Origin of the sequence: Kaistella gelatinilytica, from assembly GCF_015679325.1 — a bacterium.
GTDB lineage: Bacteria > Bacteroidota > Bacteroidia > Flavobacteriales > Weeksellaceae > Kaistella > Kaistella gelatinilytica.
Genome location: NZ_JADPVI010000002.1, coordinates 728,226 through 754,412, shown reverse-complemented (window position 1 = coordinate 754,412; position 26,187 = coordinate 728,226). Strand labels below are relative to the sequence as shown.

Sequence of the window (26,187 nt, the reverse complement as noted above, 5' to 3'; positions counted from 1 at the left end):
CTGGGATAATTTTACCTCATCGAAAATTAACCAATTAAAATCAGCAAAATGAAAAATCTTATTCTATCGATCGTAACCGTTTTAAGCTTCATTGCTTGTAAAAAACAAGAAGGCGTTTCTACCAGTGCAGAATCGAGTTCTTCTATTACAAATGGAGATTCCTTATCCATGAATAATTCTGCGGTATTTGACAGTACGCAAAATTCTATGAGAAAAAATAGTGATTCTCTAACTTCTTCTGTAAAGGATACTGCTGTTGCAAAAATTCAAAAATTAAATAACGAGAAAAAACTGCTTACAGAAAAGGTCGCAAAAGAAATGGATTCTTCCACTAGGTCTGCCATTATCTCTGAAATCAAGATTACCCAAAAGAAAATTGATTCCGTACGAAATAATGTGGCGTTAAACAGGAAAAAACAGATAAACGCACCAAAAATTGTTCGGGAAACGAAAATCATTTATCGCGAAAAGCCAAGTCGAAAAGAAGTGGTTGTTACTCCAAAAATAACTAAAAAAGGTACTTTGGAAATTGAAGTCGAAGATATGGAAACTGCGCAATATGCCACTAAGGAGCAAGTATCTAAATATAATGGAACGGTAAAAAGCGAACAAATTTCAAGCGATAAGAATCAGCAATTTGATTTTCTGACAATAAACGTACCGCTCGATAAATCGGAATATCTTATAAAAGATCTGGAAAGTAATGTGGGAAAAATAAGCGCTAGAAATATTCAAATTACGGGGGAAGAATACGTGAAAAATTCAGTTTGCCATTTGGAGGTCACACTCATAAAGAATTCTAAAGATGCGCTCGTTGCCGGTGCTCCAAAAACATTTGGCGGCAGAACTTTGGGCGCAGTCGGAAGTGGCTGGAATGTTATTCAGGAAATATTTCTCTTTATGTTACCCTTTTGGCCACTTTTCTTAATTGGAGGCGGCGTTTATTATTACTTTAAAAAAAAGAAAACAGCAGAAGCTAATCAATAATTGATAATGAAAAAGGAAACCTGAATGGGTTTCCTTTTATTTTTTAGTTGATGAGCATTTTTTCTAAAATCTCACAGGCCGATTTAGGTAAATTCGTTCCTGGTCCGAAAATAAAATCAGCACCATTTGCATAAAGAAACTCATAATCCTGTTTTGGAATTACGCCCCCAACAACGATCGTAATATCTTCTGCGCCGAGTTTTTTCAATTCTGATACAACTTCCGGAACGAGGTATTTATGTCCGGCCGCTAAAGAAGAAACGCCCAAAATATGAATGTCATTTTCTACAGCCTGTTTCGCTACTTCTTCCGGTGTTTGAAATAATGGAGCGACATCAACATCAAATCCCATATCTGCGAAAGCCGTTGCGACTACTTTTGCACCACGATCGTGACCGTCTTGTCCCATTTTCACGACCATAATTCTTGGTCTTCTTCCTTCGTGCTCTTCAAACTTTTCAGTTAGAGCAAGAGCTTTCGGAAAATATTCATTTTTGCTTGCATTCATGGCGTAAACTCCTTGTATGGTTCTGATATTCGCTTTGTATCGTCCGAAACTTTCTTCCATCGCATCGCTCATTTCTCCGAGTGTCACTCTTCTTCGAGCTGCTTCGATGCAGATTTCCAGCAGATTTCCTTCTCCGGATTTTGCAGATTCTTTTAATTTATTTAAAATTTCTACCACTGCTTCAGGATTTCGATCTCTTTTTATTTGATGTAATCTTTCGATCTGTTTACGTCGAACTTCAGAATTATCGATATCTAAAATATCCAGTTCCATTTGTTTTTGAGTTGATTTGAAAGAATTAACGCCAATGATGAATTCTTCACCACTATCAATTTTTGCCTGTTTTTTAGCGGCAGCTTCTTCGATCCTCATCTTTGGAATTCCAGCCTCGATTGCTTTTGTCATTCCGCCTTCTTTTTCCACTTCATCGATGAATTTCATGGCTTCATCGATCATTTGTTGAGTCAGACTTTCTACCAAATGACTTCCGCCCATTGGATCTACAACATCGGTAATTCCGCTTTCCTGCTGTAAAATGATCTGTGTGTTTCTGGCAATTTTTGCGGAATAATCTGTTGGTAAAGCGATGGCTTCATCCAGAGCATTGGTGTGTAAAGATTGTGTTCCTCCTAAAGCAGAAGATAATGCTTCAATCGTAGTTCTGGTGATATTATTGAAAGGTTCTTGTTCCGTTAAACTCCAACCTGAAGTTTGAGAATGTGTCCTTAAGGCTAAAGATTTCGGATTTTGCGGATTAAAAGGTGTTAAGAGATTTGCCCAAATATATCTTGCAGCTCTCAGTTTGGCAATTTCCATGAAGTGATTCATTCCGATTGCCCAAAAAAACGATAGGCGTGGTGCAAAATCATCGGTCTTCATCCCCGCTTTCATTCCTGTTCTAACATATTCTAAACCATCTGCTAAAGTATAGGCCATTTCTAAAACTGGTGTCGCTCCAGCTTCCTGCATGTGATATCCGGAAATTGAAATCGAATTAAATTTCGGAATATTTTTAGAGGCATATTCGAAAATATCGGCAATAATTTTCATAGAAGGAGTCGGCGGATAAATGTAAGTATTCCGCACCATGAATTCTTTTAGAATATCATTTTGAATCGTACCTGAAAGTTTGTCCTGAGAAACGCCTTGCTCTTCTGCAGCTACAATATAAAAAGCCAAAACAGGTAAAACCGCTCCGTTCATCGTCATTGAAACTGAGATCTCATCCAAAGGAATTTCATTAAATAAAATCTTCATGTCTTCCACGGAATCAATGGCAACTCCGGCTTTTCCCACATCGCCTTCAACTCGTGGATGATCGGAATCGTAACCGCGGTGCGTCGCCAAATCAAAGGCAACGGATAAACCTTTTTGTCCGGCTGCTAAATTTCTTCTGTAAAATGCATTGGATTCTTCTGCAGTAGAAAATCCTGCGTATTGCCTAATAGTCCAGGGTTTTTGAACATACATTGTAGAATACGGTCCACGCAAGTACGGCGCAATTCCTGCAGCATATTTTTTTTCTGTGAGAACTTTTGAATCATTTTCAGTATATGAAGATTTCATTTCCAAACCGTCTTTTTCGAAAAAGTAGGGAAGTGTTGGTTCCGATTTAAGGGAAAAGTCAGGATTTGTATTTTGGATTTTTTGACGCATTTTACTTGGCTTTGAAGAAAGTAAAGTTACGAATTTTTAAGAAAAGTTTTTTCAATTAAAAAACCCTTTCAGCCTTTTAAAGGCTGAAAGGGTTGATTAGTAAAATTGAGAAATGGAGTTAAAAAGCTTTCAGAAGAATCTGAAAGCTTTTTAACTATTTTTAAATATTAAGAGTCAATTTTTTAATAAGATATTATTCAGAACGTCTTAATTTCTGTTGAACATAAGAATATAAGTTTGGAATAAATTCTGAGCTACCAACTCCGAAATCTCTCATTTTAGGAAATATCCTTAAAATTTGTGGAAGAGACAACGCGAGAATAATCCCATAAGGACTTGTGCTATTTTCAGAATTGCTATCTGTTAGATATAAAACGACGATGCCTCCAACGAAAAGAAGGGTTAACAAAAAATTGATATTCTCAGATTTCATTTTCATTAAATAAAATTAAATAAATAAAATTAAAAACTCAGATTAATAATTATCTTCCTCACCTTTCATTTTCTCAGCATTTTCTGCCATAATCACAGCGTCTATCATTTCCTGAAGATCACCGTTCATGTAAGCATCAAGGTTGTACATTGATTTGTTTACTCGGTGGTCGGTAACTCTTCCTTGCGGATAATTGTAGGTTTTAATTTTTGCAGAACGGTCACCGGTTGAAACCATCGATTTTCTTTGTGCTGCGATATCTCCAACTGATTTTTGAACCTCGATGTCGTATAATTTTGTACGAAGCATTTCCATGGCCAATTCACGGTTAGCTAACTGAGAACGTGCCTGTTGACAAACAACCACCATTCCGGAAGGTTTGTGTGTTAACTGTACTTTTGTTTCTACTTTATTTACGTTTTGTCCACCTGCACCACCTGATCTGGAAGTTTGCATTTCGATGTCGGCAGGATTTAATTCAAAATCGATTTCTTCGGCTTCCGGAAGAACTGCGATCGTAATTGCAGAAGTATGGACTCTTCCTTGAGATTCGGTTTCCGGGACACGTTGTACACGGTGAACTCCGGATTCGAATTTCATAATTCCGTAAACGCCGTCGCCTTCTATTTTTAAAATTAATTCCTTGTAACCTTTTGAAGCTTCGTTGGCATCGGTGATCTCGTGTTTCCAGCCTTTTGTTTTGAAGTACATTGCATAAGCTCTGTAAACATCTTCAACAAAAATGGCAGCTTCATCTCCTCCAGTTCCAGCGCGAAGTTCTACGATGACGTTTTTATCATCGGTAGGATCTTTCGGGATCAATAAAACTTTGAGCTGTTCTTCAAATGCCGGGATTTTATCCATGGCTTCGTATTTTTCAGCTTTTGCCATCTCTACAAATTCTTTATCAGAACCGTCTGCAATAATTTCGTCGGATTCCTCGATCGTCGTTAAAGCCTGTTTATATTGATCAAAAACATCAACAATTTTCTTTAAATCGCTGTATTCTTTGTTGAGTACTGAATATTTTTTCTGATCAGAAATGATATCGGGCTGAATAATTAAGTCTGCTACTTCGTTGTAGCGTTGTTTTATGGCTTCGAGTTTGGGTATAAGGGACTTTGACATTTCTGATTTTTTGTAGTGTGCAAAGATAGTGAAAAGTTGGAAGATTGAAGTTGAGAGCGGAAAGTTGGATATTAAATAAAAAATCGATTTCTTAATTTTATTTTTTTAGGATTTTAAAACTTTCGGGAGAAGAAATGAACTTTATTTTAGCCCGGATCGTAACGGCATCCTTTTTCGGAACGAAGTGGAGAAAAAGATAGAGTGGAGAGCCGGTACGATTTTTTAAAGAAGCGAAAATTGTGTTGCTCCTCAACAAAAAAATCAGTTCCTAAATAATTAGAAACTGATTATATATATGATTTTGCTTTGCGATCGCTTTTCCCGGAATTAAAGTGGGAAAGCAATGACATCAACTAGTGATGACCGTGATTGTCGTGGCTGTGAAGAAATGGACCGGACCCTTTTGGATCGCTGAAAAGCAGTTCAACTCCTTCTTGCTCAGTCATTATTTTTCTTCTTACCTCTTCTGGATCGAATGGTTTTGTTTTACCGAAATATTCTAATAATCCGGAAGTTAACCAGACCGGAATTACATATCCGAAGAACATGAAAATACACCAAAAACCAACGAGGAACATGCATATGAAATAGATGGTCCAAAGGAATTGATAGAAAGGCCAGAATGATGAATATAATAATACTAACATTGCAATAGATTTTAGGCAAAAATAGGATAAATTTCGGTTGCTACAAAAGATTTATCGCTGATTTTTGTTATTTAAAGTGATTTTAAATTTCTTAGTGTGCGATTGATTCGAAGAAGTCGTTTCCTTTGTCATCTGAAATTATAAAAGCGGGGAAATTTTTGATCTCTATTTTACGAACGGCTTCCATGCCAAGTTCTTCGAAATCAACAACTTCAACAGAAGTTATATTTTCTTTTGCTAAAATTGCCGCAGGTCCGCCGATGGATCCTAAGTAAAATCCGCCGTGTTTGTGACAGGCATTTGTAACGTCTTTGCTGCGGTTTCCTTTTGCGAGCATGATCATACTTCCGCCATTTGCCTGAAATTCGTCAACATAGACATCCATTCTCCCCGCAGTTGTTGGTCCGAAACTTCCGGATGCCATTCCAGCTGGAGTTTTTGCGGGACCTGCGTAATAGATCGGATGGTTTTTGAAATATTCTGGCATTGGTTTTCCGCTGTCTAAGAGTTCTTTAATTTTTGCGTGAGCGATATCTCGGGCTACGATTAAAGTTCCGTTGAGACTTAATCTTGTTTTAATTGGATATTTTGAAAGTTCTGCTAAAATTTGAGGCATCGGCTGATTCAAATCGATGGAAACTGCTGCTTCTAAATGCGGTGGTGTTGAAGGTAAAAACTGTTTCGGATTCACCTCTAACTGTTCTAAAAAGATCCCGTCTTTGGTGATTTTTCCTTTAATATTTCGATCTGCAGAACACGAAACACCCATTCCAACCGGACAACTTGCTGCGTGTCGTGGAAGACGAATTACGCGAACATCGTGGGTTAAATATTTTCCGCCAAACTGCGCTCCGATAGAACTTTCCTGGCAAATTTTCTGAACTCTTTTTTCCCATTCCAGATCACGGAATGCTTGACCGCCCATATTTCCTTCTGTCGGAAGATGATCATAATAACCCGCACTTGCTTTTTTGACCGCAGCTAAATTGGCTTCGGCAGAAGTTCCGCCAATAACGATCGCCAAATGATAAGGTGGACAAGCCGCGGTTCCCAGATCCATAATTCTTTCGCGCACAAATGCATCTAAAGAACTTTCGTTCAGCAAAGATTTGGTTTTTTGATAAAGGAAAGTTTTATTGGCAGAACCTCCACCTTTTGCTAAAAATAAGAATTTGTATTCATTTCCAGTCTCTGCGTAAATGTCAATTTGAGCCGGAAGATTTGAGCCGGAATTTTTTTCCTCGAACATGGTTAAAGGAACGATTTGAGAATATCTTAAATTTCTTTCCTGATAGGTGTTGTAAATTCCTTTTGAGATCCAGGCAGCATCTTCAACGCCCGTAAAAACATTTTCTCCTTTTTTTGCAACACAGATCGCAGTTCCCGTATCCTGGCAAGAAGGAAGCGCACCTTCAATTGCAACGGCTGCATTTTGTAAAAGATTATAAGCCACAAAACGATCGTTATCGGTTGCTTCGGGATCGTCGATAATGTTTTTCAATTTCTGTAAATGAGAAGATCGAAGCATGAAAGAAACGTCGGCTAAAGCATTTTCTGCTAAAAGTTCTAAGGCTTTTGGATCGATAGTCAAAATTTCGCGGTCGCCCAACATTTCTGTTTTTACGTATTCAGAACTCAATTTTTTGTACTGAGTTTCGTCTTTTAGAATTGGAAAAGGTTCTTGGTAGTGGAAATCCATTGTTTAATTTTTGAAAAGCGTAAAATTAAGCAAATAAAAAATTCTTCAGTCAGGAATTTCCTACTATTTAGAAAACAGAAAAGGTGAAGAACATGTCTTCACCTTTTTCAGAAGGATAAAATTATCTTATTCCTCTTTCATCATTTGTGTATACAAATATAATGCATAACATTGTCATTTATTGTCAATCATCTACAACGGTCGGAAAGAATTGTTGGAAACGATCCCAGCGTCCTGTTCATAAAGGTTTACCATTTCAGTGTATTTTTCAACAACCAACTCTTTCAGAATTTCTGGTTTTATTACTTTAGCGTTTGACATCCAGTGAAAAATCCATCCGATAAGTTCTCGGTTGATGCCGCAAGTCATTTTCATCATGAAATTTTTGTTTTCCAGCTTTTCAAATTCCTGGGAGTCATTCCAAAACTGTTTGCTTACAAAATTTCCGGTGCGTTCTGTGAATTCAATTTCAATATCATAAATTTCGTTATCTATATTTTGAGTGATCCCAAATCTTTTAGAAAGTTCAACATCCAGATTTTGTACAAAACTGCTGTTGTCAAAAGAATCATTGGTTAACTTGTATTTTTCGATCTGTTCTAAACCGAGGATCAAAAGTTGATTATTCTCTTTAATAAAACCTGAAACATGAACGACGCCGCGATGATATAAAATTTGAATTGGAAAGAACATTTGCGGAAATTCTACGTGAGAAGATATAGAAGTGTAATCGTAATTGACCTCTATAAGTTGCATTTCTCTTTTGTTTTGAATGCTCCAAATGCAGTCATCTAAAATTTTATGATAATTGGTGAATACCGAACCTTCATAAAAGTGGCTTGCTTTGATCTGAGATTTTGCAACATTGACAAAATGCTCAAACTGGCTTTTGCTGTACTTTTGATAGAAAAGTCCGATGATCTTCCCGAGAGAACTGCTTCTGGAAGAAATGATGGATAAAGGCATAAAATTTTGAAAAAGGACATAAGAATTTATATCAAATTCCGTCAACGGTTTTTCGTCGTTGATATATTCGATCTTCCATGTTTTTCTGTTTTTTTCTCCGACAGAAACCACCAGTTTTTCATTTGCGGGAATAACAGAGTTTTCTAGATCATACAAATCCCGATAGAAGCTGCGTGCGGAGATTTGAACCGCATTTTTACTCGCCCAGTTTGATAACATTTCGATTGTTACGGGACCAGATTTCAGGCGGCTGTAAATCATCATTAATCTTTTCGACTTTTCTGACATCTAAATTCATTTTGTATATAAAAATAGGGATTTTTAATGGCTTATCATCAACTTTATCAGTGTAAATGATGGATTTTTATCATCATATTTCTTTGTCGGTCCTTATTAAATTCCTTAATTTTAAGAAAATAAATATTAAGCAATGAATTACAGAACAGAAAAAGATACCATGGGCGATGTGCAGGTTCCTGCAGATAAATTTTGGGGCGCACAAACGGAGCGTTCCCGCAATAATTTTAAAATCGGTCCTGAAGCTTCCATGCCGCATGAAATTATAGAAGCTTTTGCTTATTTAAAAAAAGCGGCAGCATTTACGAATGCTGAATTAGGCGTTCTTTCCTCCGAAAAGAGAGATATGATTGCAGAAGTATGCGATGAAATTTTAAACGGGAAATTAAATGATCAGTTTCCTCTCGTGATCTGGCAAACCGGTTCCGGAACTCAGTCGAATATGAATATGAACGAGGTCATCTCAAATAAAGTCCATGTAAATAACGGCGGAACTTTGGGCGAAAAATCTGAAATTCATCCCAATGACGATGTGAATAAATCCCAAAGTTCCAATGATACTTTTCCAACAGCGATGCATATTGCAGCCTATAAAAAAGTGGTTGAACATACTTTGCCCGCGGTAGAAAAATTGCGAAATACGTTGCATGAAAAAGCAGAAAATTTTAAATCGATCGTGAAAATCGGACGAACCCATTTAATGGATGCAACTCCTTTAACTTTAGGTCAGGAATTTTCCGGTTATGTTGCACAACTGGATTATGCGATGAAAGCGATTACGAATACATTCGAGCATTTGCAGGAAATCGCTTTAGGTGGAACTGCAGTTGGAACAGGTTTAAATACCCCAAAAGGTTACGATGTTTTGGTCGCAAAATATATTTCAGAATTTACGGGACTTCCGTTTGAGACGGCGCCGAATAAATTTGAAGCTTTAGCAGCACACGATGCGATTGTTGAAAGTCATGGAGCGCTCAAACAATTAGCAGTTTCTCTTTATAAAATTGCTCAGGATATTCGTTTTCTCGCTTCCGGACCGAGATCTGGAATTGGAGAAATTCATATTCCTGAAAATGAACCGGGTTCTTCCATAATGCCCGGAAAAGTTAATCCAACTCAGAATGAAGCAATGACCATGGTTTGCGCACAAATTTTAGGAAATGACACTACAATTTCTTTTGCCGGAACTCAGGGGAATTTTGAACTCAATGTTTTCAAACCGGTGATGGCGTATAATTTTTTACAATCTGCGCAATTATTAGGTGACGCCTGTATTTCCTTTAATGATCACTGCGCGGTTGGAATTGAACCAAATGAACCTCGAATTAAAGAACTGGTGGAGAAATCATTAATGTTGGTTACTGCTTTAAATACGCATATCGGTTATGAAAACGCTGCAAAAATTGCAAAAACGGCTCACAAAAACGGAACGACTTTAAAAGAAGAAGCCGTGAATTTAGGATTGTTGACGGCGGAACAATTTGATGAATGGGTTAAACCAGAGGAAATGGTTTAGTTTGAAAGAAAAGATAATAGACGGATAAATGATAGATTTTTAAATGCAAAAAACTCTGGAATATTTCCAGAGTTTTTTGTTGATATGAAGTGCTATGAAAAATTTATAATCCAAGAGCCAAACCAATTACTAAAGCTTTATCATTTGGAAAGTGACTGTCTTTGAAGTAATTACTGAAATCTTTTTTCACGAAAATACTTAAGCTGTCATAAGAAAAAGTGAGTTGACCACCATAGATAAAAGGATTTACCTGATAATTCGATCTGTTTCTAAAATCGTCACCACTTCCTGCTACAATATTATTGGTAGACATTTGCACTCCGCCATAAACGTTGGCTCCCATTCGAAATCCGCGACTGTATTTTCTGTATTGAATATCCATCCCAACATTTTTTAATTTAGAAAAATTGTATTGTAAACCAAGTGGAATCATCAGATAACCTGTTCTCAATTTACTTTTATCAATATTACCGCCGTAATTTTCTATATAAACCTGACCATTACCATCTTTCGCAAAAATCTTATTATTATCTAACCGCAATGTTCTCCAGGAAAATCCTATACCTGAAATTAAACCCCAAGGACTCGTTCTGCTAAATTGATAGTTCAATTTCAACCCAAATTCCAGATTACTGCTATACGCAATGTTGGTATCCAGTTCATTATTTGGTAAGCTGTTCGTAAGATTCATTATGCCGTAAGAAAAATAGGGATCTAAACTTCGCGTCGCGCGGTATTTTTTTAAAAGATTTGCTTTTAATTCTTCTTCAGAAGTAATATCGGCGTTCAATAAAGAATATCTTACTTGCTTTTGAATGACAGAATCAAGATCAAATCCCAATGCTTCAATTCTTTGGTCTATTTTTCCCGCATACTTTTCAGAAATTTCTGCTTTTTGTTTATCGAAATCAGCTTTGTCCAGGTTTTTACTTACAAGAACTTTTAATTCTGCGTCCATCAAAGTTTTTTCCTGCTGAATAATAGCATTTATGCTCGATGCATACTCTTCAACTTTCTCTTTTACAACAGGACTTATCTCGCTCTCTTTTCTCGAAGGAAGATTGAGTCTGATGTTGACCTGGGCGTTAATAGTAGCGGCATAAAAACATACCAATCCCATCATGATAATTTTCTTGATCATCTTATTAATTTTTAAAAGTTTGTAGTTGAGTTATTTGGAGTGGAGGTCAATCGTTGCAACGTTGCTTCCATCTTTCGAATTTTCGATCACTTCTTTATGTTCTACGGAAAATAAGAGGGTAGAAGCATCAACATATTTTTTTCTTTTTTTAGGAACATTTGTTGAATCTATCGTCGCAAGAATATTCTGATTTGAACTCTGATTTTTATAGATTTCAGAAGCAATTTGTTTTTCAGTCTCTTTTACTGGAGTTGCTGATTTTGCTACAACAACGTCCGGTTTTGAAATTTCAATTTTTTGAGAGGATTGAATTCTGGTGTTTTTAGAAGCGATCAATTCAGTTTTTTGATTTAAAATTGGCGAAACTTCTTGTTCAACAGTCTTCTCTAATTTGTTTTTCTGTAGAACTTCCGTTTTTACAATTTGAGGTTGAGTAGCTTCTTTTTTATTAAAGATTAAAAAGCTTAATGTTGCCAGTAAAATAAAGCAAGCCGCCATTAAGAACCAATTCATTTTTGATTTTGAAGAAGTCTGAACTAAAGTTTGACTTTGACTTTCAATTTCAGCCCACAAATCTCTCTTCGGAGTAATTTCCCGCCCGTCGATTTGCTTTTTGATCTCTTGTTCAAAATTATATTTCGGAGTATTCATTTTTCAAGTTTTTTTGTTGCTGAAAGTAGATTTTTCTTAATTTCTCTTTTGCGCGAAACAGTTGTGTTTTACTTACTGCTAAAGAAATGTCGAGCGTTTCAGAAATTTCCTGATGCGAACAACCTTCGATGACATAAAGGTTAAAAACCATTCTGTAAGCATCCGGAAGCTGGTCTAAAAGTTCCTGCGCATTAAAATCAAAGTCGGTGATTTCGTCATGAAATTCTTCCAGAACTGCGGGATTAATGTCATCAATATAAAAAACCGTTTTGTGGCTTTTAATAAAATTCAGACATTCGTTCACTACAATTCTTCTGGCCCAACCTTCGAGATTTCCTTCGCTGCGAAATGTTTCGATACTTTTGAACATCTTGCAAAATGCTTTGATCACGCAATCTTCAGCCTGGTAAATATCGCTGACATAACTTTTGCTCACACTTAAGAATCGCTTTACATTTTGTTCATAGAAGATTTTCTGCGCAGCCGGCTCCTGTTTTTGCAGGCGACTTAGCAAATCATCTTTTTTATTATTGAACAAAATCTTCATACTTATTCTATTTCTACTTTAAAGACAACAAAATTTTAAAAAGGTTACAGTTAAAAATAATTTTTCAATATTTAAACTGTAAGTAATTGATAATGAATTAAAAAAAAATCCACTTTCTAATAAATGAAAATGGATTTTGATTATGAATTTAGATTGAAACTTCAACCGAGGTGGCGAAGAAATCTTCTAATTCCTGCAAAGTTTCCGGAGTCGTGATGATATCTTTTATCATTTCGCCTTTGTCGAGCAATACGATTCTGTTGCTGACTTCGGTCGTATGTGCAAGATCGTGACTTGAAATTAGAAAAGTGACTTGTTCGTTTTTTGTCCAGTCTTTTATTAATTTCTTCAATTTAATTTGAGTGGAAGGATCGAGGTTCGCAAAAGGTTCATCCAGAACAATAATTTCGGGAGTTCCAATTAAAGCGCCTACAATTCCGACTTTTTTCTGATTTCCTTTCGATAGATCACGGATGTATTTTTTGGCATTTAAAATCTCACCATTAAAAAAATCATGGAACTGTTTTAAGAATTCGTCGACACTTGCTTTGTTTTGCCCGCGAAGTTCGCCCAGAAAATAGAAATATTCTTCCGGAGTTAAATAACCGATCAAGAACGTGTCATCAATAAAAGCAGAAACTTTCTTTTTCCAGTTTTCATTTTCGTTAACTTTATTTCCATCGATTTCGATAAATCCTGTTGTAGGTTCTATTAAATCTAACAAAAGACTGAAAAGGGTCGTTTTTCCGGCGCCGTTATTTCCTACCAAACCGAAACTCTCTCCTTTCGGAATGACGAGGTTTTCGATGTGAAGCACTTTTTTGGTTCCGTAAACTTTAGATATATTTTGAATTGAAATCATTTGATGAGGTTTTAGATGATGGGTTTTAGATAGGAAGAAATTTCTTTGTGCGAAAATTGAATAAATAAATTATACTTTTTTGAAGGCATCGAGGGTCGAATATTTCTGGTTTTTATAAACTTTAACGATCACATCGAAAATTTTGTGTCTAAGAGAAAAACCAATAATTCCCAGAATTGCTAAACTCCCAACTGCAGGATAAATTCCGAAGAAGTGTTTCATTACCGCAAAAACGCCCATCGGTAAAATCATTTGTGGTAGGAGAAGCAGCATAATTTTCATATTAAAATTATTGCCACCACCACCGAATGATTTGCTTTTTGAGTTCAGGTCAATTGGTTTTTTATTGAAAGCACCTGCTAAAAGCGTGATGTAGGAATTGACGCCTAAATTATATAAACCTGCAGCAAGAACTGTTAAATAAAACTCCCAACTAATCAGAAGATAAGCTGAAGCCAGAACAATCGAAACAGAAATACCGATGATGATCAGCGACCATTTTCCTTTCAAATATTCTTTATACGGAACATTTTGTGTCATCATCAAAGGATAATACGAACTGTCCCAACTTGGAACGCGCTGACCAAACATCAACATAAATCCGCCCGTGATAAAAATTCCGGTGAAGAGTTGCATAAAACTGTTGTCATAGCCTTTCGAGTAAGTCAGTAAACCATAAAACAGAAAGAACAAGCTCATTGTTAAAGCCGATTTAGCAGCTTTACTTCTCTTCAGCAATCTTATATCATTGTTAATAAAAGTTCCCATCACACCGTAGCGATTCAAAAATACGATGTTTTCAGTTTTACCTTCTGCGACTTTTAATTCTAATCCTTTATCGAGGTAAAAGTTTCTGTAAATTTCCTGATAAGCGACATATGCTGCTAAAATTGCCAGAATTACTGGGATAAGAAACACTCCAAAATATTGATAGAAGCTGTAGAAGATTTTCTGCGAATAGTGAGACAGTTGGATGACTTTATAATATTCTAAAGCGCCAAAAATCGCCATAATTCCGAAGACGGTTATGACAACCGCATTTTTTCCGTTGAGTAAAATATTGAGAAAATTGTTAAAATAGAAAACCGCTAAAATTCCAATGGTAAACATTAAGACATGAATCACCGAAAATCCGCCATCAATAATAAGAAGTCCGGCAAAAGGGAGAAGAAAAAGTAAATTTCCCCAGTTGAAAAAATTCACAAGAACTTTGACCATGGTATAATTCACCAGTTTTTTTTTCGAAATTCCTAGAGTGAGAAAAGGTTTGATGTTTTGCGTCGGCATTTGTTGCATGAAATAACGAACCAGCAGATCAATTGCCCAATAGTAAATAAAATACTTACAGAAAATAAGAACAGGATCTACATGTAATTTTTCAGTCGCAAAGAAATAAAGCAGAAATGGAAGAGCCAGATAGGCAAAACTGAAATAAGCCATTCCGAAAAACATCAGAATTTTCATTCCAAGATTAGCGCCGAATTGCGGATTTCGTATGAAATTTTTGAATTCGAACTGGATGAGTCTTCGGTACATTTTCTTAGTTTTATGATAAGTCTAAAAATAAGAAAAATGTTACAGATGAATTACTTCATCAGTTCTCTTGCCTGAGAAACTGCGGCATCAGTGATCTTACTGCCAGAAAGCAACTGTGCGATTTCCTGTAATTTTTCGTCGTGATTCAAAGGAATGATCGTCGTTTGGGTTTTCCCGGAAACTTCTCTTTTGATGACTTTGTAATTATTATTTCCTTTCGCCGCAACCTGTGCAAGATGGGTGATCACGATGAGTTGCATGTTTTCTGACATGTCTTTCATCACATTTCCCATTTCTTCTGCGACTTTACCGGAAACTCCGGTGTCGATTTCGTCCAGAATTAATGTCGGAAGTTCTGCATTTTCTGCCATCAGTTTTTTAATGGAAAGCATTACCCGGGAACGTTCACCACCTGAAATTGCGGTCTGGATCGGCTTTAAAGGAAAACCTGCATTTGCCTGAAATAATAATTGAATATTTTCTTTTCCAAAATTGTTATAGCTTTCAACTTCAGTTAACTGAACTTCGATTTTGGCTTTTTCTAAACCTAACTGATTAAGTAGCTTTTCCGTCTTTTTAATGAAATTTGGAATGGCTTTTTTTCGGTTCTGAGATAATTCGTTTGAAGCTTTTTCTAAACTTTGAGAAGAAGCCGCAATTTGCTTTTCAGTGCTCTCGATTAAAAACTCTAATTCTGCAAAACCAGTTTGATCGTTCTGCATTTCGTCGCGAATTGCCTTCAGTTCATCGACGGAATTTACTTTATGTTTCAGGAATAAAGTATTAATTTTATTGAGTCTCGAAGACAGATCCAGCAATGTTTGTGGATTTGTTTCCATATGTTCAGCTTCGTTTTGAAGGTCGAAAACGAGATCTTTCAATTCAACAAAAGTTTCCTCAAATCTCTGATTTAACCTTGAAAATTCATGAGAAAGAGAAGCAACTTTTGATAATTTCGTTTTTACATCGAGCAATGAATCCAGAACGCCAATTTCTTCTGCATCCATTTTATTGAAGATCAAAGACAGATTTTCAATGATCGTCTCCGCGTTTTCATGTTTGCTTAATTGATCCTGAACTTCTTCCAGATCAAATTCATCCAGATTCGCCTCCAACAATTCCTCCAGCAAAAATACTTTGTAATCGTTTTCTTTATTGCCTTCAAGAAGTTGTTTTTTAAAATTCTCCAGTTCTTTGACCAACCTTTTGTAAACTAAAAACTCCTGCTGATAATTGGTAATTAAGGTTTTGTTTTTCGAAAGTCCGTCGATCATTCGAAATTGATATTCCTCATCAAACAAATTGGATGTTTCAAATTGGGAGTGAATATCGATGAGCTTTTCAGAAAGTTTCTTCAATGTCTCCAAAGTGACAGGAACATCATTGACAAAAGCGCGGGATTTACCGGTGGGCAGAATTTCTCTTCGGATAATCGTTTGATTTTCGAAGTCTAGATCGTTTTCTTCAAAAAAAAATTTAAACGTTTCATTTAAATTAAATTCAGCTTCAACGATACTTTTAGTTTCGGAACTCTGAGTTGATTTTACGTCTGCTCTTTCGCCCAGAATTAAACGCAGCGCACCAAGAATAATTGATTTCCCAGCACCAGTTTCTCCCGTAATTACCTGTAAACCCTTGTTCAAAGTAATTTCGAGGGAATCAATAAGCGCAAAGTTTTGAATGAAAATTCTTGAAAGCATATTTTGAAAAATCAATTACGAAATTACCAATTGAATTTCGGTTTGTAAATTTAAGAATTTAAAAGAGATTTCAATCTATTTCCACTTATTCCATTTGCTATCGATATCTTTCGGAGATAAAATAATGAGCAGCGATTTAAGATCTGCCATATTGATATTGGCATTATTTCCGGTATTGAAAATGTCGAAAATTTCCTGTTTTTTGGTGTCGATGAAAATATTCACCGGATAATTCATCTGAAAATTATTTTCATACTCTTTCAATTGTAAAACAGCATCTGCAATAATCTTTTTTCCGGCAGATTGATCCTGTTTTCCAAGATTATCTAAACCCGCACGATGATAAGTATAATAAAGGTTTCGGAGTGTATTTTGTTCCGGTCTCAACATATTATCGACCAAAGCGGCTCTGGTTTTTGGGCCTTCAATTAATGACCATCCTTCAAAACTTTGATTTTGAGAATTGTTCAAAATTTTCTGAGCTTTTTCAAACCAAGGTTGTCCCCCTTTCACTTTGAAACTGTCGCCGTCGTAGCCCAAAATAGTATAAACATAAAAACTGATTACATCAATTAAGTTTTTACCGGAAAACTGTCTTTCATTAAAAACGAGATTTTCATTTTCGGTATAATCAAACGAAAATTTAGTATCGTTGAGGTTTAAAAGTGGCGTTTCATAAGTCGTATTGAAAACCGGTCGAACTGCCTGTACGACGAGACTTGCTTTGAAATTACTGTTTCCAGATCGTTCTGCGATAACAATGGCGAAATTGCACTTGATCTTTTCTAAATTCTGCAGTTTTTTTCCGGTCCAGCTTGTATTGTTGATAAAATCTCTTAAATTTTTTTCTAAAGTTTTATAAACCTGCGTATTACTCCCGCCAAGCTGTTGTGCGTTGACCTGAACATTTGCCAAAAGCTCCTGAGAGAAGCTTAATTGAAAGGTGAAAATAAGGAGGAATATTGTAAAAAGTTTCTTCATGTTCAATGTAAAATTAGAAAACGGAAATTTAAGGATATTATTTTGAAATCTGTTCTTCCACGAAATTTAAAATATCTTTTGCGACATCATTTTTCGATTTCAAAGTAAATTCTTTCACTTCGGTTTTTGTAATAATTTTAATTTTATTGGTGTCGCTTTTAAATCCTGCTCCAGCATCGCGCAATGAATTTAAAACGATCATATCGAGATTCTTTTTCGCCAGTTTGCCTTTTGCATTCTCTTCTTCATTTTGAGTTTCCAGCGCAAATCCTACGAGAAATTGATGGGTTTTTCTCTCGCCCATCGTTTTCAGTATATCCGGATTTTTTATGAGTTCAATGGTCAAAGAATCATCATTTTTTTTAATTTTCTCTTTGGCTATTTCTTTCGGAGAGTAATCGGCAACCGCAGCACTTGCAATCGCAACATCGCAATTTTCGTAATGTTTGAAAACTTCCTCAAACATCTCTTTTGCAGAAGTAACGCGGTGAACTTTTATATTGGGATGATTGGTAGTCTGAGAACTTGGCCCGGAAATTAAGATCACGTTCGCGCCGCGATCAGCAGCAACATCTGCCAGTGAGAAACCCATTTTTCCGGAAGAATGATTTCCTATAAATCGAACAGGATCAATCGCTTCGTAAGTTGGTCCAGCTGTAATCAATACTGTTTTTCCGACCCAGGTTTTGGATTGAGACGTTGTATTAAAAAATTCTTCTATTTTTTCGACGATAGTTTCAGGTTCGGCCATTCGACCTTGTCCGGATAATCCGCTGGCTAATTCACCTATTTCTGCGGGAATAATAAAATGTCCGAAATCTTCTGCCATTTCTAAATTTTGTCGCGTCGACGGATGTTTATACATATCCAGATCCATTGCAGGAACAATAAAGACGGGGCATTTCGCCGACATATAAGTGGCAATCACTAAATTATCGCAAATTCCGTGAACCATTTTAGCCAGAGTATTTGCAGTACAGGGAGCAACTACGATCAGATCTGCCCAAAGTGCAAATTCCACATGATTATTCCACGTTCCATTTTCAGAATAAAAGTCGGAGAAAACAGGATTTTTTGAAAGGGTAGAAAGCGTGAGTTTCGAAACGAAATTTTCCGCTGAAGGAGTCATTAAAATTTGAACTTCTGCACCTTTTTTAATGAGGTTTCGCACGAGGTAAGTTATTTTGTAAGCAGCAATTCCGCCGCAAATACAGATGAGAATTTTTTTACCTTTAATGTTCATTTCAGTGACCGTTTATAGTGGAACGAATTTACTTAAATTTTTAGAAATAGAAATTTGGAGGAATGATGTAGCGAAATATGTACTTTAGAAATAGCAAAAGTCACAAAAGCATAGATCTTTTGTGACTTTTATTGTATTTGGAAAAAACCAGAAATTAGTTTCTTTCGTCTGTATTTCTAAAATAAATTTCACCATCTAACCATTCTCTGATCGCGATGGATGTAGGTTTAGGAAGTTTTTCGTAATGTTTAGAGATCTCAATCTGCTCTCTGTTTTCGAAAACTTCTTCCAATGTTGAATTATGCACTGCAAATTCGTCTAATTTACTGTGAAGTTCAGTGCGGATCTCAGCATTGATCTGCTCTGCTCTTTTCCCCATAATTACGATGGCTTCATAGATAGAGCCCACTTTTTCCTCGATTTTATCTTTGTCGTAAGTTATTGTACTTAATTCGGCTTTAGAATCTTTTACGCTCATATTCAGTGAATTATTATATTAATAAGTTTGCAAATATACGGGTTATTTTTGGATTTGGAAAGTCGCAGCAGGAGCCGGTGTAGCAAGAGACGCACTGTCTCTCCTGATCTGATCGCTGTTCTTTTCTGCGCTTTTCAGATCTTTCTCTGCGTTTGTTCTTACCTCTTCTGCTTTCTGTTTATCCAAAAGTTCTTTTCTTCGGTCTTCCACTCTTTTCTCTAACACCACGAAATCTTCTTTCGCTTTGTTTAATTTCGTTCTCAAGTCCACTGCTGTTTTTGCATTTTCGCTGTTCGGCATTTCTCTTTCAACCTGTTTTGTAAACGATAAAGCGTTTTCGATTCTGTCTTTTTTCAAATCGTAAACAGAGTTCGTTGCAAGCTCGTATCTCGATCTCAAAATATAATCATAAATTTTCGGACGAAGTTTGGTGCTTGGGAAATCATTTAACACATTGTCGAAAGCAACATTTGCAGCTTTGTAATCTGCTATCTTATAATATTGTTTTGCGTTCTCATACGCTTTGAATTCCAGTTTATAAGTCAGTTCATCGATAAGTTCATTGATGTTTTTTGACTTGTCAGAGTTCGGATAATTGTTGAGGAAAGTCTGAAGTTCGTTGATCGCCAGATCAGTGTTGGTCTGATCGAGATTGTAGTCCATTGAACCTTCGTAAAAACATAACGCAGACATGTAAGATGCATCTTCCGCCCGCTTATCCTGGGGAAAAGTCACCGCGAAATTTTTGAACTGATGTCCTGCTAATTTGTAATTTTTATCGTAATAATTCGCGTATGCAGAATTGTACACTACGTTTGGCGCATCATCGGTTCCTGCAACCAGATTAGATAACCTTTCGTAGAGAGCAAGTGCATCGCTCCATTTTTTCTTTTCGAATTTTTCGTTGGCAACTTTCAGGATAAAATCTTTATCTGCACTTTTCATCGCTAAACCTTGCTGTCTGTTACACGCAGACAATGCGAAAAATGCAAGAAGTACTATCAAATGTTTTTTCATAAATCTATTATAGCAGAAAATAATTTTAAATGATTTCTGCGGTTAAGTTTGCAAAAATATCATTTTTTTATCAATAGATTTTCTTTTATGATTATTTAACTAATATTTTAACGGTAAATATTCATAATTTCAAAAAAAACACCTTTTTAATAGGCTTGATATCCAATTACGGAGAAAACGGTGATCAAAAGATTCGCCTGAATTTTTTTTTCTGCCTCCACTAAATAATTTTCTTCTTTACCCGAAACATACAGTTCATAGAAATTTTTGTTCCGAATTACAAAAAGGGAAGATCCCACGATCAGTGTCAAAACATCTTCCGGTTTTGGAGCATTGGTGAAAACTCCGGAAGCAACTCCTTTTTTAATAACATCATCGATTTTTGTGGTAAAGGTTGTGTAGAATTCGAGCAGATCATCTTTTAAATGTTCGGTATGACGAAGTTCCTGTGTTACGAAGCCATGGAAATAATTATATTTAAACAATTGATTGACTACATATTTCACCAGTTCTTTCATCTGCATTTCCGGTTTTCCTTCTTTTATAATTTCGGCAAATTCTGCAAAGCTTTCTCTGGTTTTTTGAACTCTGTAGCGGTAGAGATACGACATCATTTTTTCCTTGGAGCCAAAGTAGTATGAGATCATGGCAACATTTATTTTTGCTTCAGTAGAAATATCCCGGATCGACGTTCCCTCAAAGCCTTTTTTTGCAATTAATTTCTCAGCCACATCCAAAATATGGATCTGTTTTTCTGAAAATTTCTTCTTCATGGTGTTTTATTTCGAGTAAAGTTAATGAAATTTTAACACAATTTATGTTACTATTTTGTCACTTGTTTAGTTTTTTCGGTATTTTTGAGAATGCAATTTTTTGATTTTCACCATCATTATTTTAACAGCGAATTCGGTATTTATAATTTGAAATTTAAAGAAGAATTGCCCAAGAATTATTTTTCTGCAGGAATTCACCCCAATTCAATTTCGGATAATATGGAGGAAGAATTTCATTGGTTAAAAGAAATTTCTAAGTTAGAAAAGTGTGTTGCGATCGGAGAGTGTGGTTTAGATGGTTTGATCGAAGTTGAAGAAAAATTGCAGGAAGAAGTTTTTGAAAGGCAGATTTATCTCGCGAATGAAATTCAAAAACCTTTAATTATTCATTGTGTAAGAAGATTCTCCCGATTAATTCCTTTCCGAAAAATATCGAAAGTTCCCATGGTCGTTCACGGTTTCAATAAAAGAAAAACAATTGGCGACGATCTGCTCAGAAATCAGTTTTATTTAAGTTTTGGAAAATCAGTTTTGTATAATGTAAATTTGCAGGAATTTTTAAGAGATTTTCCCCTGGACCAATTGTTTCTTGAAACGGATTCAGCAGACTTTAAAATTGAAGAATTATACCAAAAAGTGGCTTCAATAAAAAATCTGGAAGTAGAAGAGCTGCTTCAAATAATCAAAGGAAATCTCCAAAACATACAAATTTCAATATAAAAATGCAGAAAAATTGGCTTGAAAGAACAGAACTTCTAATAAAAGAAAATGGCATTGAGAAACTTCAAAATGCAAATCTGCTCATCGTTGGTTTGGGTGGAGTTGGTTCTTTTGCGGCAGAATTTTTGGCAAGAGCAGGTGTTGGGAAAATGACAATTGTTGATGGTGATATTGTCGACATCACGAATATCAACAGACAACTTCCTGCGCTTCATTCCACGATCGGAAAATCAAAAGTAGAAATTGTTGCAGAACGGCTTTTAGATATCAATCCAAAATTAGAACTGCTTAAGATCAACGAATTTCTTAATCCGGAAAAGATGGAAGAAGTTATTGATTCTCAGAAATTTAATTATATTTTGGACTGTATTGACAGTGTTACGCCAAAGGTTACTTTGCTTCTCATGGCGAGAAGACGAAAAATAAAAGTGGTAAGTTGTATGGGAGCCGGTGGAAAAATCGATCCTGCGAAAGTGATGGTGAGAGATATCAGCAAAACTTACAATTGTTTTCTGGCAAAACAAGTTCGAAAACGTCTGAAAAAAGAGAATATCGACAAAGGAATTCGGTGTGTTTTTTCCAACGAAATTCAGAGTGAAGAAAGTTTAGCAATGACTGATGGCGCGAATTATAAACGGTCTTTCTATGGAACGATCAGTTATATTCCGGCAATTTTCGGTCTGTACGCAGCTGCAGAAGTCATTAATTATATAATCGAAAAAGATGAGTGATCTTAAACTTCCGAAGGAGGAAAAGTTGAAACATAAAAAAGACATCACTTTGCTTTTTGAAAAGGGTAAATGGAAAACCTGTGACAATTTAAGAATTATCACCCTTAATTTAGATAAAAAACCGCAGGAAGATTTCTCTTTTGACCGACAAAAAGTGGGAGTTTCTGTTTCTAAAAGACATTTTAAAAAAGCAGTTCACCGAAATAGAATTAAAAGGTTGCTGCGTGAATGTTATCGTTTGAATAAAGAACTTTTTGTGGAAAAATTCGGAACAAATTCAATATCGATGCTTTTCTGGGTTTCTACTGAAAAGCCCGCTCATTATAAAATTGTAGAAGAAAATTTTTTAAAATTGTGTGAATCAGTGAAATAAAATCTCGGAATCATATCTCGGTTTTTGTAAATTTGGAAAACAATAATTTAAAACTTGTCACCAATGTTAGATCACATTCCTTATTTACCTTATCTAATAAGCGCTTTTATCGGTATAGGATTAGCTGCAGCAACAGGTTTTAGAGTATTCTTACCGATGTTTGCCGTAAGTTTGGCATCGTACATGGGCTGGATTCCACAAAACGAAAACTTTCAATGGTTGTCTGGTTTACCAACACTTATTACAACCGGAATTGCGATGATCGTTGAGATCTTGGCATATTATATTCCCTTTGTTGATCATCTTTTAGATACCATTTCGATTCCTTTGGCAACGGTTGCAGGTTCGGTAATGTTTGCAAGTCAGTTTGCAGATATTGGAACATTTCCACAATGGGCTTTAGCATTAATTGCGGGCGGAGGAACAGCCGCGGCGATCAGCTCGGGATTTGCCGGAACTCGTGCGGCTTCTACAGCGACAACAGGAGGATTTGGAAATTCTGTCGTCGCAACCACTGAAACAGCAGGCGCCGGAATTATGTCATTTTTAGCACTCGCTGCACCCGTAATTGCTTTTATTGCTGCAATTATTTTGATAATCACCGTGTTTGTTTTAGGACGAAAACTTTGGCGAAAATTCAGGAATTTTAATTCTGATAGAAATACGAAAACAATCCAGGTAGAATCGATAGATCGGAAGCATTTGGAATAATCAAAAAACGCTCATTAACGAGCGTTTTTTTTATGGATTCTTTCGAAGTTCTTTGATCTCCTGAATTTTCTCTTTGAATAGATCTTCTTTGTGTGGATGTTTCGTCGCTAAAGTTTCGTACGCTTTAATTGCTTTCGCATAGAGTTTTTGCTCTACGTAAAGATTGGCTAAAGTTTCCGTCATTAAATGTGAAATATTCGTCCCTTTTTCTTTTACGACAAAATCAGATTCTTCCTTCAGTTTAGAAATTTTCGGTTCTTTTTCAATGAATTTTTCGATGACTGTATTCTTAACTTCAACTTTAGATATAACCGGTTTTTCTTCGCTAATTTCTTCTTCTCGGTCAATTTTCAACCAGGTTTGCCAGGTATTTATGAAATTGGTAACATTGCTTCTTTCGGTGATCGGTTCTGTTTCTTCAACTTTCTGAGTTTCTTCCTCCGCTTTTTCAAGTTTTGGAGATTCAATCGGTGAAACTTTTTGCGTTAAAAAGGAAACATTTAAAACCGGTCTTTCTTCTAATTGCTCAACTTCAATTTTTGGTTCAGAAAGTTCTTTATCATCAAAACTATTTTTGATGATAACAGATTGCACTTCTGTTTTTATCTCCGGTTTTTTGTCAATTAAAGAATCCGGAATATTGCCTGAAAACTGCATCGGTTTCCACGAGGATTTTTCTGTTGAACCAGGTTTCTCCGTGATTTCTTCTTTTACTGAAGGTTTTTCTTCCGATATCTCTTCATTCTGAGTTTTTGTTTCCAAAATAACTTCCGGTGATTTTTCCGGAACAATTTCACTTTTGACAGGAGCGATTTCTAATTTTTGACTTTCAGAAAAATTAAGGTCATGGTTGTGATCCGGTTCAATTTCTACTACCTTTTCTTTTTTTGAAGCTTTCACTTTTGCTTCTACTTCCGCAATTAAAAGCTGCATTTCTAGATCCTGTTTGCTCAGTTGCGGTTTTGGCGCGACATAATGCTCTTCAGTATTAGTGGCCTTTATTTTAACATCCGGAAGAAATTCTTCCAAACCATGAAAACTTATCGTAGAAAGATCTTCAACTACAGGTTCTTCCTTAGAAATTGCAAGTTCATTGATGATGGTTTCAGGTGTGAAACTTTCTGCATCTTCCGTTTCTGTAAATTCAGCTTTTTCTAACGGAATTGAAATGCTTTTTTCTTCTTCCTCTTTTATAATGCTTTGCGTCACTATTTTCCCTGATTCTAAGGTAGATTGAATATCAATCTTCTCATTTTCTCTTTCCAAAAAATCTTCTTCACCTTCAAATAAAATTCGGTTTAAATTGCCTTCTACAAAAACAGGTTTTGCGGTCGGTTTTTCAATAATAATTACATCATTATAGATTTTTGGTTCGGGAAGTTCTTCGGCAGATCCTTTTTCAAATGGTGGATTCTCTGTATGATCTGGCGCCGAAATTATCTCTGTTTTTTTATTGATCAGTTGATAAAGAATTTTTTTATCAGTAGTATACGCTGCAGTTACAGAAAGTTCTTTTTGATAATTTTCTGTATCAAATTTATGGGTTCCAAACAAGTGTATCGCTCTGATATTCTGCAAATAAGGATGTTGCTTTATCTCAGAATTTAGCAAATCTAAATCTTGATTTTGGATGATTTCGGGGTTCTTGATTAATTCTAAAATTCTTGCGTTCATTTTACCAGTTGGCTACAATATCATTAAAAATTTTATTGATGATTCTCTCATTCACCACTTTCACCTGGGAAGTTTCGATGGTGTTAATATCCAGATCGCTGCTGAAAACGGCTTCATCAGAATACGTTCTGTCGAAACTTTTATTAGGCTCGATCTTATTTTCGTAATGCACTTTCACAGTGATCGTTAATTTATTTTGCGCAGCCTGAATATTTCCTCCCGGCGCATTTACAGCGGTGGAAATCGTGGTCGGCGTGATCGTGTAATCTATAATTTCACCTTCGATTAAAATATCGGGTTTCTCTGTAGCTCCTTTCAGAGTCGTACGTTGCAGAAATCTGTTCTGAATATCTGTAGAAAATTGTTGCGCTAAATTCGGATTCATCAAGGCAGAATTATTCGGAAATTCTTTAATTTGTATCGTCTTCGTTTCCGGGCTCAGTGATGATCCGGTAAAAGAATAGCAAGAATTTAATATCAATAACGCAAAAATTGTAAAAGCAAAAAGTCTTTTCATTTTAAATTTGTTCTGAACCTATTTCTTTAATTTCATCATAGGTGATTTGATTCATCGCATCTTCGTACGCCAAAAATTGGGTCACATAATTATACGGCAGTGTGAGGAAAATACCAATTCCGCAAAGAATAATACCGAGCTGACTCAGAAAACTTACAACGATCACAAAAAGTAGAATATTCCAGCCGATTCCGTTGGTCATTTCTTTTGACATGTTCCACGCCGTTTTAAGGTCTTTTACTCTCGCTACAGAAATGAGTGCAGGAATATAAAATCCTTTTATCAGAAAGTAAAAAAGAAATACCAATAAACCGATCATGTAGATGGGAATTAAAAAGGCCAGAGAACTGAAGGAATCTCCTAACTGGCTCCCGAAAACACTGACAATAATAATCGGAATTTCTAAAACGAGTATTGCTCCAATAATGATCAACTGTAAAATAAAATAGGGCATAAAATCGTCGAAATTAAAAATCTCTGAGGCTTCTGCAGGTTCACTTTTAAATACTTTACGGCTAAATTTATAAAAATTTCCCAAAGCCATCAAACCACAAAAAGGAATGATCGACATGATAATGGTGAATAAAAAGCCCAAGAAAAATTTTCCGAAGTCTTTCTTTAAAATTTCAAAGCCCTGACTCAGGTACTGGCTAAATTTAAAGTCAATTGGTTTTAGGTTTAGTTTTGTTTCCATG

General features: G+C 35.8%; 25 protein-coding genes. 6 read left to right on the top strand and 19 right to left on the bottom strand.

The window, feature by feature from the left end:
• The first annotated feature begins 48 nt into the window (after positions 1-48).
• A complete protein-coding gene (locus IV494_RS10600; protein ID WP_196080109.1) occupies positions 49-987 on the top strand; it encodes a DUF4349 domain-containing protein in 939 nt (312 codons plus the stop codon).
• A 43-nt stretch (positions 988-1,030) separates the two neighbouring features.
• Here the strand turns inward: IV494_RS10600 and scpA are convergent, their stop codons facing one another.
• From scpA to IV494_RS10575, 5 genes are all read right to left on the bottom strand, one after another.
• The gene (scpA, locus tag IV494_RS10595) at positions 1,031-3,151 is read right to left on the bottom strand and encodes a methylmalonyl-CoA mutase (RefSeq protein ID WP_196080108.1); all 2,121 of its coding nucleotides are present in this window, start codon (positions 3,149-3,151) and stop codon (positions 1,031-1,033) included.
• Between the two features lie 475 nt (positions 3,152-3,626).
• Complete coding sequence (gene prfA, locus IV494_RS10590; RefSeq protein WP_039350750.1) at positions 3,627-4,712, bottom strand: peptide chain release factor 1; 1,086 nt, start codon at positions 4,710-4,712, stop codon at positions 3,627-3,629.
• A gap of 353 nt (positions 4,713-5,065) precedes the next feature.
• Positions 5,066-5,359, bottom strand: a complete 294-nt coding sequence (locus IV494_RS10585) for a hypothetical protein (RefSeq protein ID WP_196080107.1) — start codon at positions 5,357-5,359, stop codon at positions 5,066-5,068.
• A gap of 91 nt (positions 5,360-5,450) precedes the next feature.
• On the bottom strand, positions 5,451-7,058 hold the full coding sequence (locus IV494_RS10580; RefSeq protein ID WP_196080106.1) for a fumarate hydratase: 1,608 nt from the start codon (positions 7,056-7,058) through the stop codon (positions 5,451-5,453).
• Positions 7,059-7,250: 192 nt separating this feature from the next.
• Positions 7,251-8,312 carry a WYL domain-containing protein gene (locus tag IV494_RS10575; protein ID WP_196080105.1) on the bottom strand — a complete coding sequence of 354 codons (1,062 nt, stop codon included), beginning with the start codon at positions 8,310-8,312 and terminating at the stop codon, positions 7,251-7,253.
• 142 nt (positions 8,313-8,454) lie between these two features.
• On the opposite strand from IV494_RS10575, the gene fumC reads away from it, so the two are divergent.
• Positions 8,455-9,837, top strand: coding sequence for a class II fumarate hydratase (gene fumC, locus IV494_RS10570; protein ID WP_196080104.1), 1,383 nt, complete (start codon positions 8,455-8,457; stop codon positions 9,835-9,837).
• 103 nt (positions 9,838-9,940) lie between these two features.
• Here the strand turns inward: fumC and IV494_RS10565 are convergent, their stop codons facing one another.
• The 11 genes from IV494_RS10565 to IV494_RS10515 all read right to left on the bottom strand — a co-directional run bounded on the left by IV494_RS10565 (position 9,941) and on the right by IV494_RS10515 (position 20,766).
• The gene (locus IV494_RS10565; protein ID WP_196080103.1) at positions 9,941-10,978 is read right to left on the bottom strand and encodes a porin family protein; all 1,038 of its coding nucleotides are present in this window, start codon (positions 10,976-10,978) and stop codon (positions 9,941-9,943) included.
• 30 nt (positions 10,979-11,008) lie between these two features.
• Entirely contained in the window at positions 11,009-11,629 is a 621-nt protein-coding gene (locus tag IV494_RS10560; protein ID WP_196080102.1) for a hypothetical protein, read from the bottom strand.
• Complete coding sequence (locus IV494_RS10555; protein ID WP_196080101.1) at positions 11,610-12,176, bottom strand: RNA polymerase sigma factor; 567 nt, start codon at positions 12,174-12,176, stop codon at positions 11,610-11,612. The genes IV494_RS10560 and IV494_RS10555 overlap by 20 nt, the downstream gene beginning before the upstream one ends.
• 148 nt (positions 12,177-12,324) lie before the next feature.
• A complete protein-coding gene (locus IV494_RS10550) occupies positions 12,325-13,038 on the bottom strand; it encodes an ABC transporter ATP-binding protein (protein ID WP_196080100.1) in 714 nt (237 codons plus the stop codon).
• A 69-nt stretch (positions 13,039-13,107) separates the two neighbouring features.
• Positions 13,108-14,574: a DUF5687 family protein gene (locus tag IV494_RS10545; protein WP_196080099.1), complete on the bottom strand. Its 1,467-nt coding sequence runs from the start codon at positions 14,572-14,574 to the stop codon at positions 13,108-13,110.
• Positions 14,575-14,624: 50 nt separating this feature from the next.
• Positions 14,625-16,274, bottom strand: a complete 1,650-nt coding sequence (locus IV494_RS10540) for a DNA repair protein RecN (RefSeq protein ID WP_196080098.1) — start codon at positions 16,272-16,274, stop codon at positions 14,625-14,627.
• A gap of 75 nt (positions 16,275-16,349) precedes the next feature.
• On the bottom strand, positions 16,350-17,255 hold the full coding sequence (gene porD / locus IV494_RS10535; RefSeq protein ID WP_196080097.1) for a type IX secretion system protein PorD: 906 nt from the start codon (positions 17,253-17,255) through the stop codon (positions 16,350-16,352).
• A 37-nt stretch (positions 17,256-17,292) separates the two neighbouring features.
• On the bottom strand, positions 17,293-18,498 hold the full coding sequence (gene coaBC, locus IV494_RS10530) for a bifunctional phosphopantothenoylcysteine decarboxylase/phosphopantothenate--cysteine ligase CoaBC (protein ID WP_196080096.1): 1,206 nt from the start codon (positions 18,496-18,498) through the stop codon (positions 17,293-17,295).
• Between the two features lie 154 nt (positions 18,499-18,652).
• On the bottom strand, positions 18,653-18,976 hold the full coding sequence (locus IV494_RS10525) for a DNA-directed RNA polymerase subunit omega (protein WP_196080095.1): 324 nt from the start codon (positions 18,974-18,976) through the stop codon (positions 18,653-18,655).
• A gap of 42 nt (positions 18,977-19,018) precedes the next feature.
• A complete protein-coding gene (locus IV494_RS10520; protein WP_196080094.1) occupies positions 19,019-19,993 on the bottom strand; it encodes an outer membrane protein assembly factor BamD in 975 nt (324 codons plus the stop codon).
• Positions 19,994-20,139: 146 nt separating this feature from the next.
• The gene (locus IV494_RS10515; RefSeq protein WP_196080093.1) at positions 20,140-20,766 is read right to left on the bottom strand and encodes a TetR/AcrR family transcriptional regulator; all 627 of its coding nucleotides are present in this window, start codon (positions 20,764-20,766) and stop codon (positions 20,140-20,142) included.
• A 147-nt stretch (positions 20,767-20,913) separates the two neighbouring features.
• Between IV494_RS10515 and IV494_RS10510 the strand changes: the two genes are divergently transcribed.
• The 4 genes from IV494_RS10510 (at position 20,914) to IV494_RS10495 (ending at position 23,301) form a co-directional block, all read left to right on the top strand.
• Positions 20,914-21,486, top strand: coding sequence for a TatD family hydrolase (locus IV494_RS10510; RefSeq protein ID WP_230380073.1), 573 nt, complete (start codon positions 20,914-20,916; stop codon positions 21,484-21,486).
• 2 nt (positions 21,487-21,488) lie between these two features.
• Positions 21,489-22,217 carry a tRNA threonylcarbamoyladenosine dehydratase gene (locus IV494_RS10505; protein ID WP_196080091.1) on the top strand — a complete coding sequence of 243 codons (729 nt, stop codon included), beginning with the start codon at positions 21,489-21,491 and terminating at the stop codon, positions 22,215-22,217.
• Positions 22,210-22,590 (top strand): ribonuclease P protein component, encoded by a 381-nt coding sequence (gene rnpA, locus IV494_RS10500; protein ID WP_196080090.1) that lies wholly within the window; start codon positions 22,210-22,212, stop codon positions 22,588-22,590. The genes IV494_RS10505 and rnpA overlap by 8 nt, the downstream gene beginning before the upstream one ends.
• 63 nt (positions 22,591-22,653) lie before the next feature.
• Positions 22,654-23,301 (top strand): DUF4126 domain-containing protein, encoded by a 648-nt coding sequence (locus IV494_RS10495; protein WP_196080089.1) that lies wholly within the window; start codon positions 22,654-22,656, stop codon positions 23,299-23,301.
• A gap of 30 nt (positions 23,302-23,331) precedes the next feature.
• Here IV494_RS10495 and IV494_RS10490 read toward each other — a convergent pair whose 3' ends face one another.
• The 3 genes from IV494_RS10490 to IV494_RS10480 are packed head-to-tail and all read right to left on the bottom strand — an operon-like array spanning position 23,332 to position 26,186.
• Positions 23,332-24,975, bottom strand: a complete 1,644-nt coding sequence (locus tag IV494_RS10490; protein WP_196080088.1) for a hypothetical protein — start codon at positions 24,973-24,975, stop codon at positions 23,332-23,334.
• Position 24,976: 1 nt separating this feature from the next.
• Entirely contained in the window at positions 24,977-25,492 is a 516-nt protein-coding gene (locus tag IV494_RS10485; RefSeq protein ID WP_196080087.1) for an LptE family protein, read from the bottom strand.
• Between the two features lies 1 nt (position 25,493).
• Complete coding sequence (locus IV494_RS10480) at positions 25,494-26,186, bottom strand: hypothetical protein (protein WP_196080086.1); 693 nt, start codon at positions 26,184-26,186, stop codon at positions 25,494-25,496.
• Position 26,187: the final 1 nt, after the last annotated feature.

What these genes read in the sequence shown, in the direction of transcription:
- IV494_RS10565 (WP_196080103.1), bottom strand. Translation starts at nt 10,978, where the DNA reads ATGATCAAGAAAATTATCATGATGGGATTGGTATGTTTTTATGCCGCT.
- IV494_RS10485 (WP_196080087.1), bottom strand. Translation starts at nt 25,492, where the DNA reads ATGAAAAGACTTTTTGCTTTTACAATTTTTGCGTTATTGATATTAAAT.
- scpA (WP_196080108.1), bottom strand. Translation starts at nt 3,151, where the DNA reads ATGCGTCAAAAAATCCAAAATACAAATCCTGACTTTTCCCTTAAATCG.
- IV494_RS10540 (WP_196080098.1), bottom strand. Translation starts at nt 16,274, where the DNA reads ATGCTTTCAAGAATTTTCATTCAAAACTTTGCGCTTATTGATTCCCTC.
- IV494_RS10480 (WP_196080086.1), bottom strand. Translation starts at nt 26,186, where the DNA reads ATGGAAACAAAACTAAACCTAAAACCAATTGACTTTAAATTTAGCCAG.
- porD (WP_196080097.1), bottom strand. Translation starts at nt 17,255, where the DNA reads ATGAAGAAACTTTTTACAATATTCCTCCTTATTTTCACCTTTCAATTA.
- IV494_RS10520 (WP_196080094.1), bottom strand. Translation starts at nt 19,993, where the DNA reads ATGAAAAAACATTTGATAGTACTTCTTGCATTTTTCGCATTGTCTGCG.
- prfA (WP_039350750.1), bottom strand. Translation starts at nt 4,712, where the DNA reads ATGTCAAAGTCCCTTATACCCAAACTCGAAGCCATAAAACAACGCTAC.
- IV494_RS10575 (WP_196080105.1), bottom strand. Translation starts at nt 8,312, where the DNA reads ATGTCAGAAAAGTCGAAAAGATTAATGATGATTTACAGCCGCCTGAAA.
- IV494_RS10515 (WP_196080093.1), bottom strand. Translation starts at nt 20,766, where the DNA reads ATGAAGAAGAAATTTTCAGAAAAACAGATCCATATTTTGGATGTGGCT.
- coaBC (WP_196080096.1), bottom strand. Translation starts at nt 18,498, where the DNA reads ATGAACATTAAAGGTAAAAAAATTCTCATCTGTATTTGCGGCGGAATT.
- IV494_RS10580 (WP_196080106.1), bottom strand. Translation starts at nt 7,058, where the DNA reads ATGGATTTCCACTACCAAGAACCTTTTCCAATTCTAAAAGACGAAACT.
- IV494_RS10585 (WP_196080107.1), bottom strand. Translation starts at nt 5,359, where the DNA reads ATGTTAGTATTATTATATTCATCATTCTGGCCTTTCTATCAATTCCTT.
- IV494_RS10600 (WP_196080109.1), top strand. Translation starts at nt 49, where the DNA reads ATGAAAAATCTTATTCTATCGATCGTAACCGTTTTAAGCTTCATTGCT.
- fumC (WP_196080104.1), top strand. Translation starts at nt 8,455, where the DNA reads ATGAATTACAGAACAGAAAAAGATACCATGGGCGATGTGCAGGTTCCT.
- IV494_RS10560 (WP_196080102.1), bottom strand. Translation starts at nt 11,629, where the DNA reads ATGAATACTCCGAAATATAATTTTGAACAAGAGATCAAAAAGCAAATC.
- IV494_RS10490 (WP_196080088.1), bottom strand. Translation starts at nt 24,975, where the DNA reads ATGAACGCAAGAATTTTAGAATTAATCAAGAACCCCGAAATCATCCAA.
- rnpA (WP_196080090.1), top strand. Translation starts at nt 22,210, where the DNA reads ATGAGTGATCTTAAACTTCCGAAGGAGGAAAAGTTGAAACATAAAAAA.
- IV494_RS10505 (WP_196080091.1), top strand. Translation starts at nt 21,489, where the DNA reads ATGCAGAAAAATTGGCTTGAAAGAACAGAACTTCTAATAAAAGAAAAT.
- IV494_RS10550 (WP_196080100.1), bottom strand. Translation starts at nt 13,038, where the DNA reads ATGATTTCAATTCAAAATATATCTAAAGTTTACGGAACCAAAAAAGTG.
- IV494_RS10545 (WP_196080099.1), bottom strand. Translation starts at nt 14,574, where the DNA reads ATGTACCGAAGACTCATCCAGTTCGAATTCAAAAATTTCATACGAAAT.
- IV494_RS10525 (WP_196080095.1), bottom strand. Translation starts at nt 18,976, where the DNA reads ATGAGCGTAAAAGATTCTAAAGCCGAATTAAGTACAATAACTTACGAC.
- IV494_RS10495 (WP_196080089.1), top strand. Translation starts at nt 22,654, where the DNA reads ATGTTAGATCACATTCCTTATTTACCTTATCTAATAAGCGCTTTTATC.
- IV494_RS10555 (WP_196080101.1), bottom strand. Translation starts at nt 12,176, where the DNA reads ATGAAGATTTTGTTCAATAATAAAAAAGATGATTTGCTAAGTCGCCTG.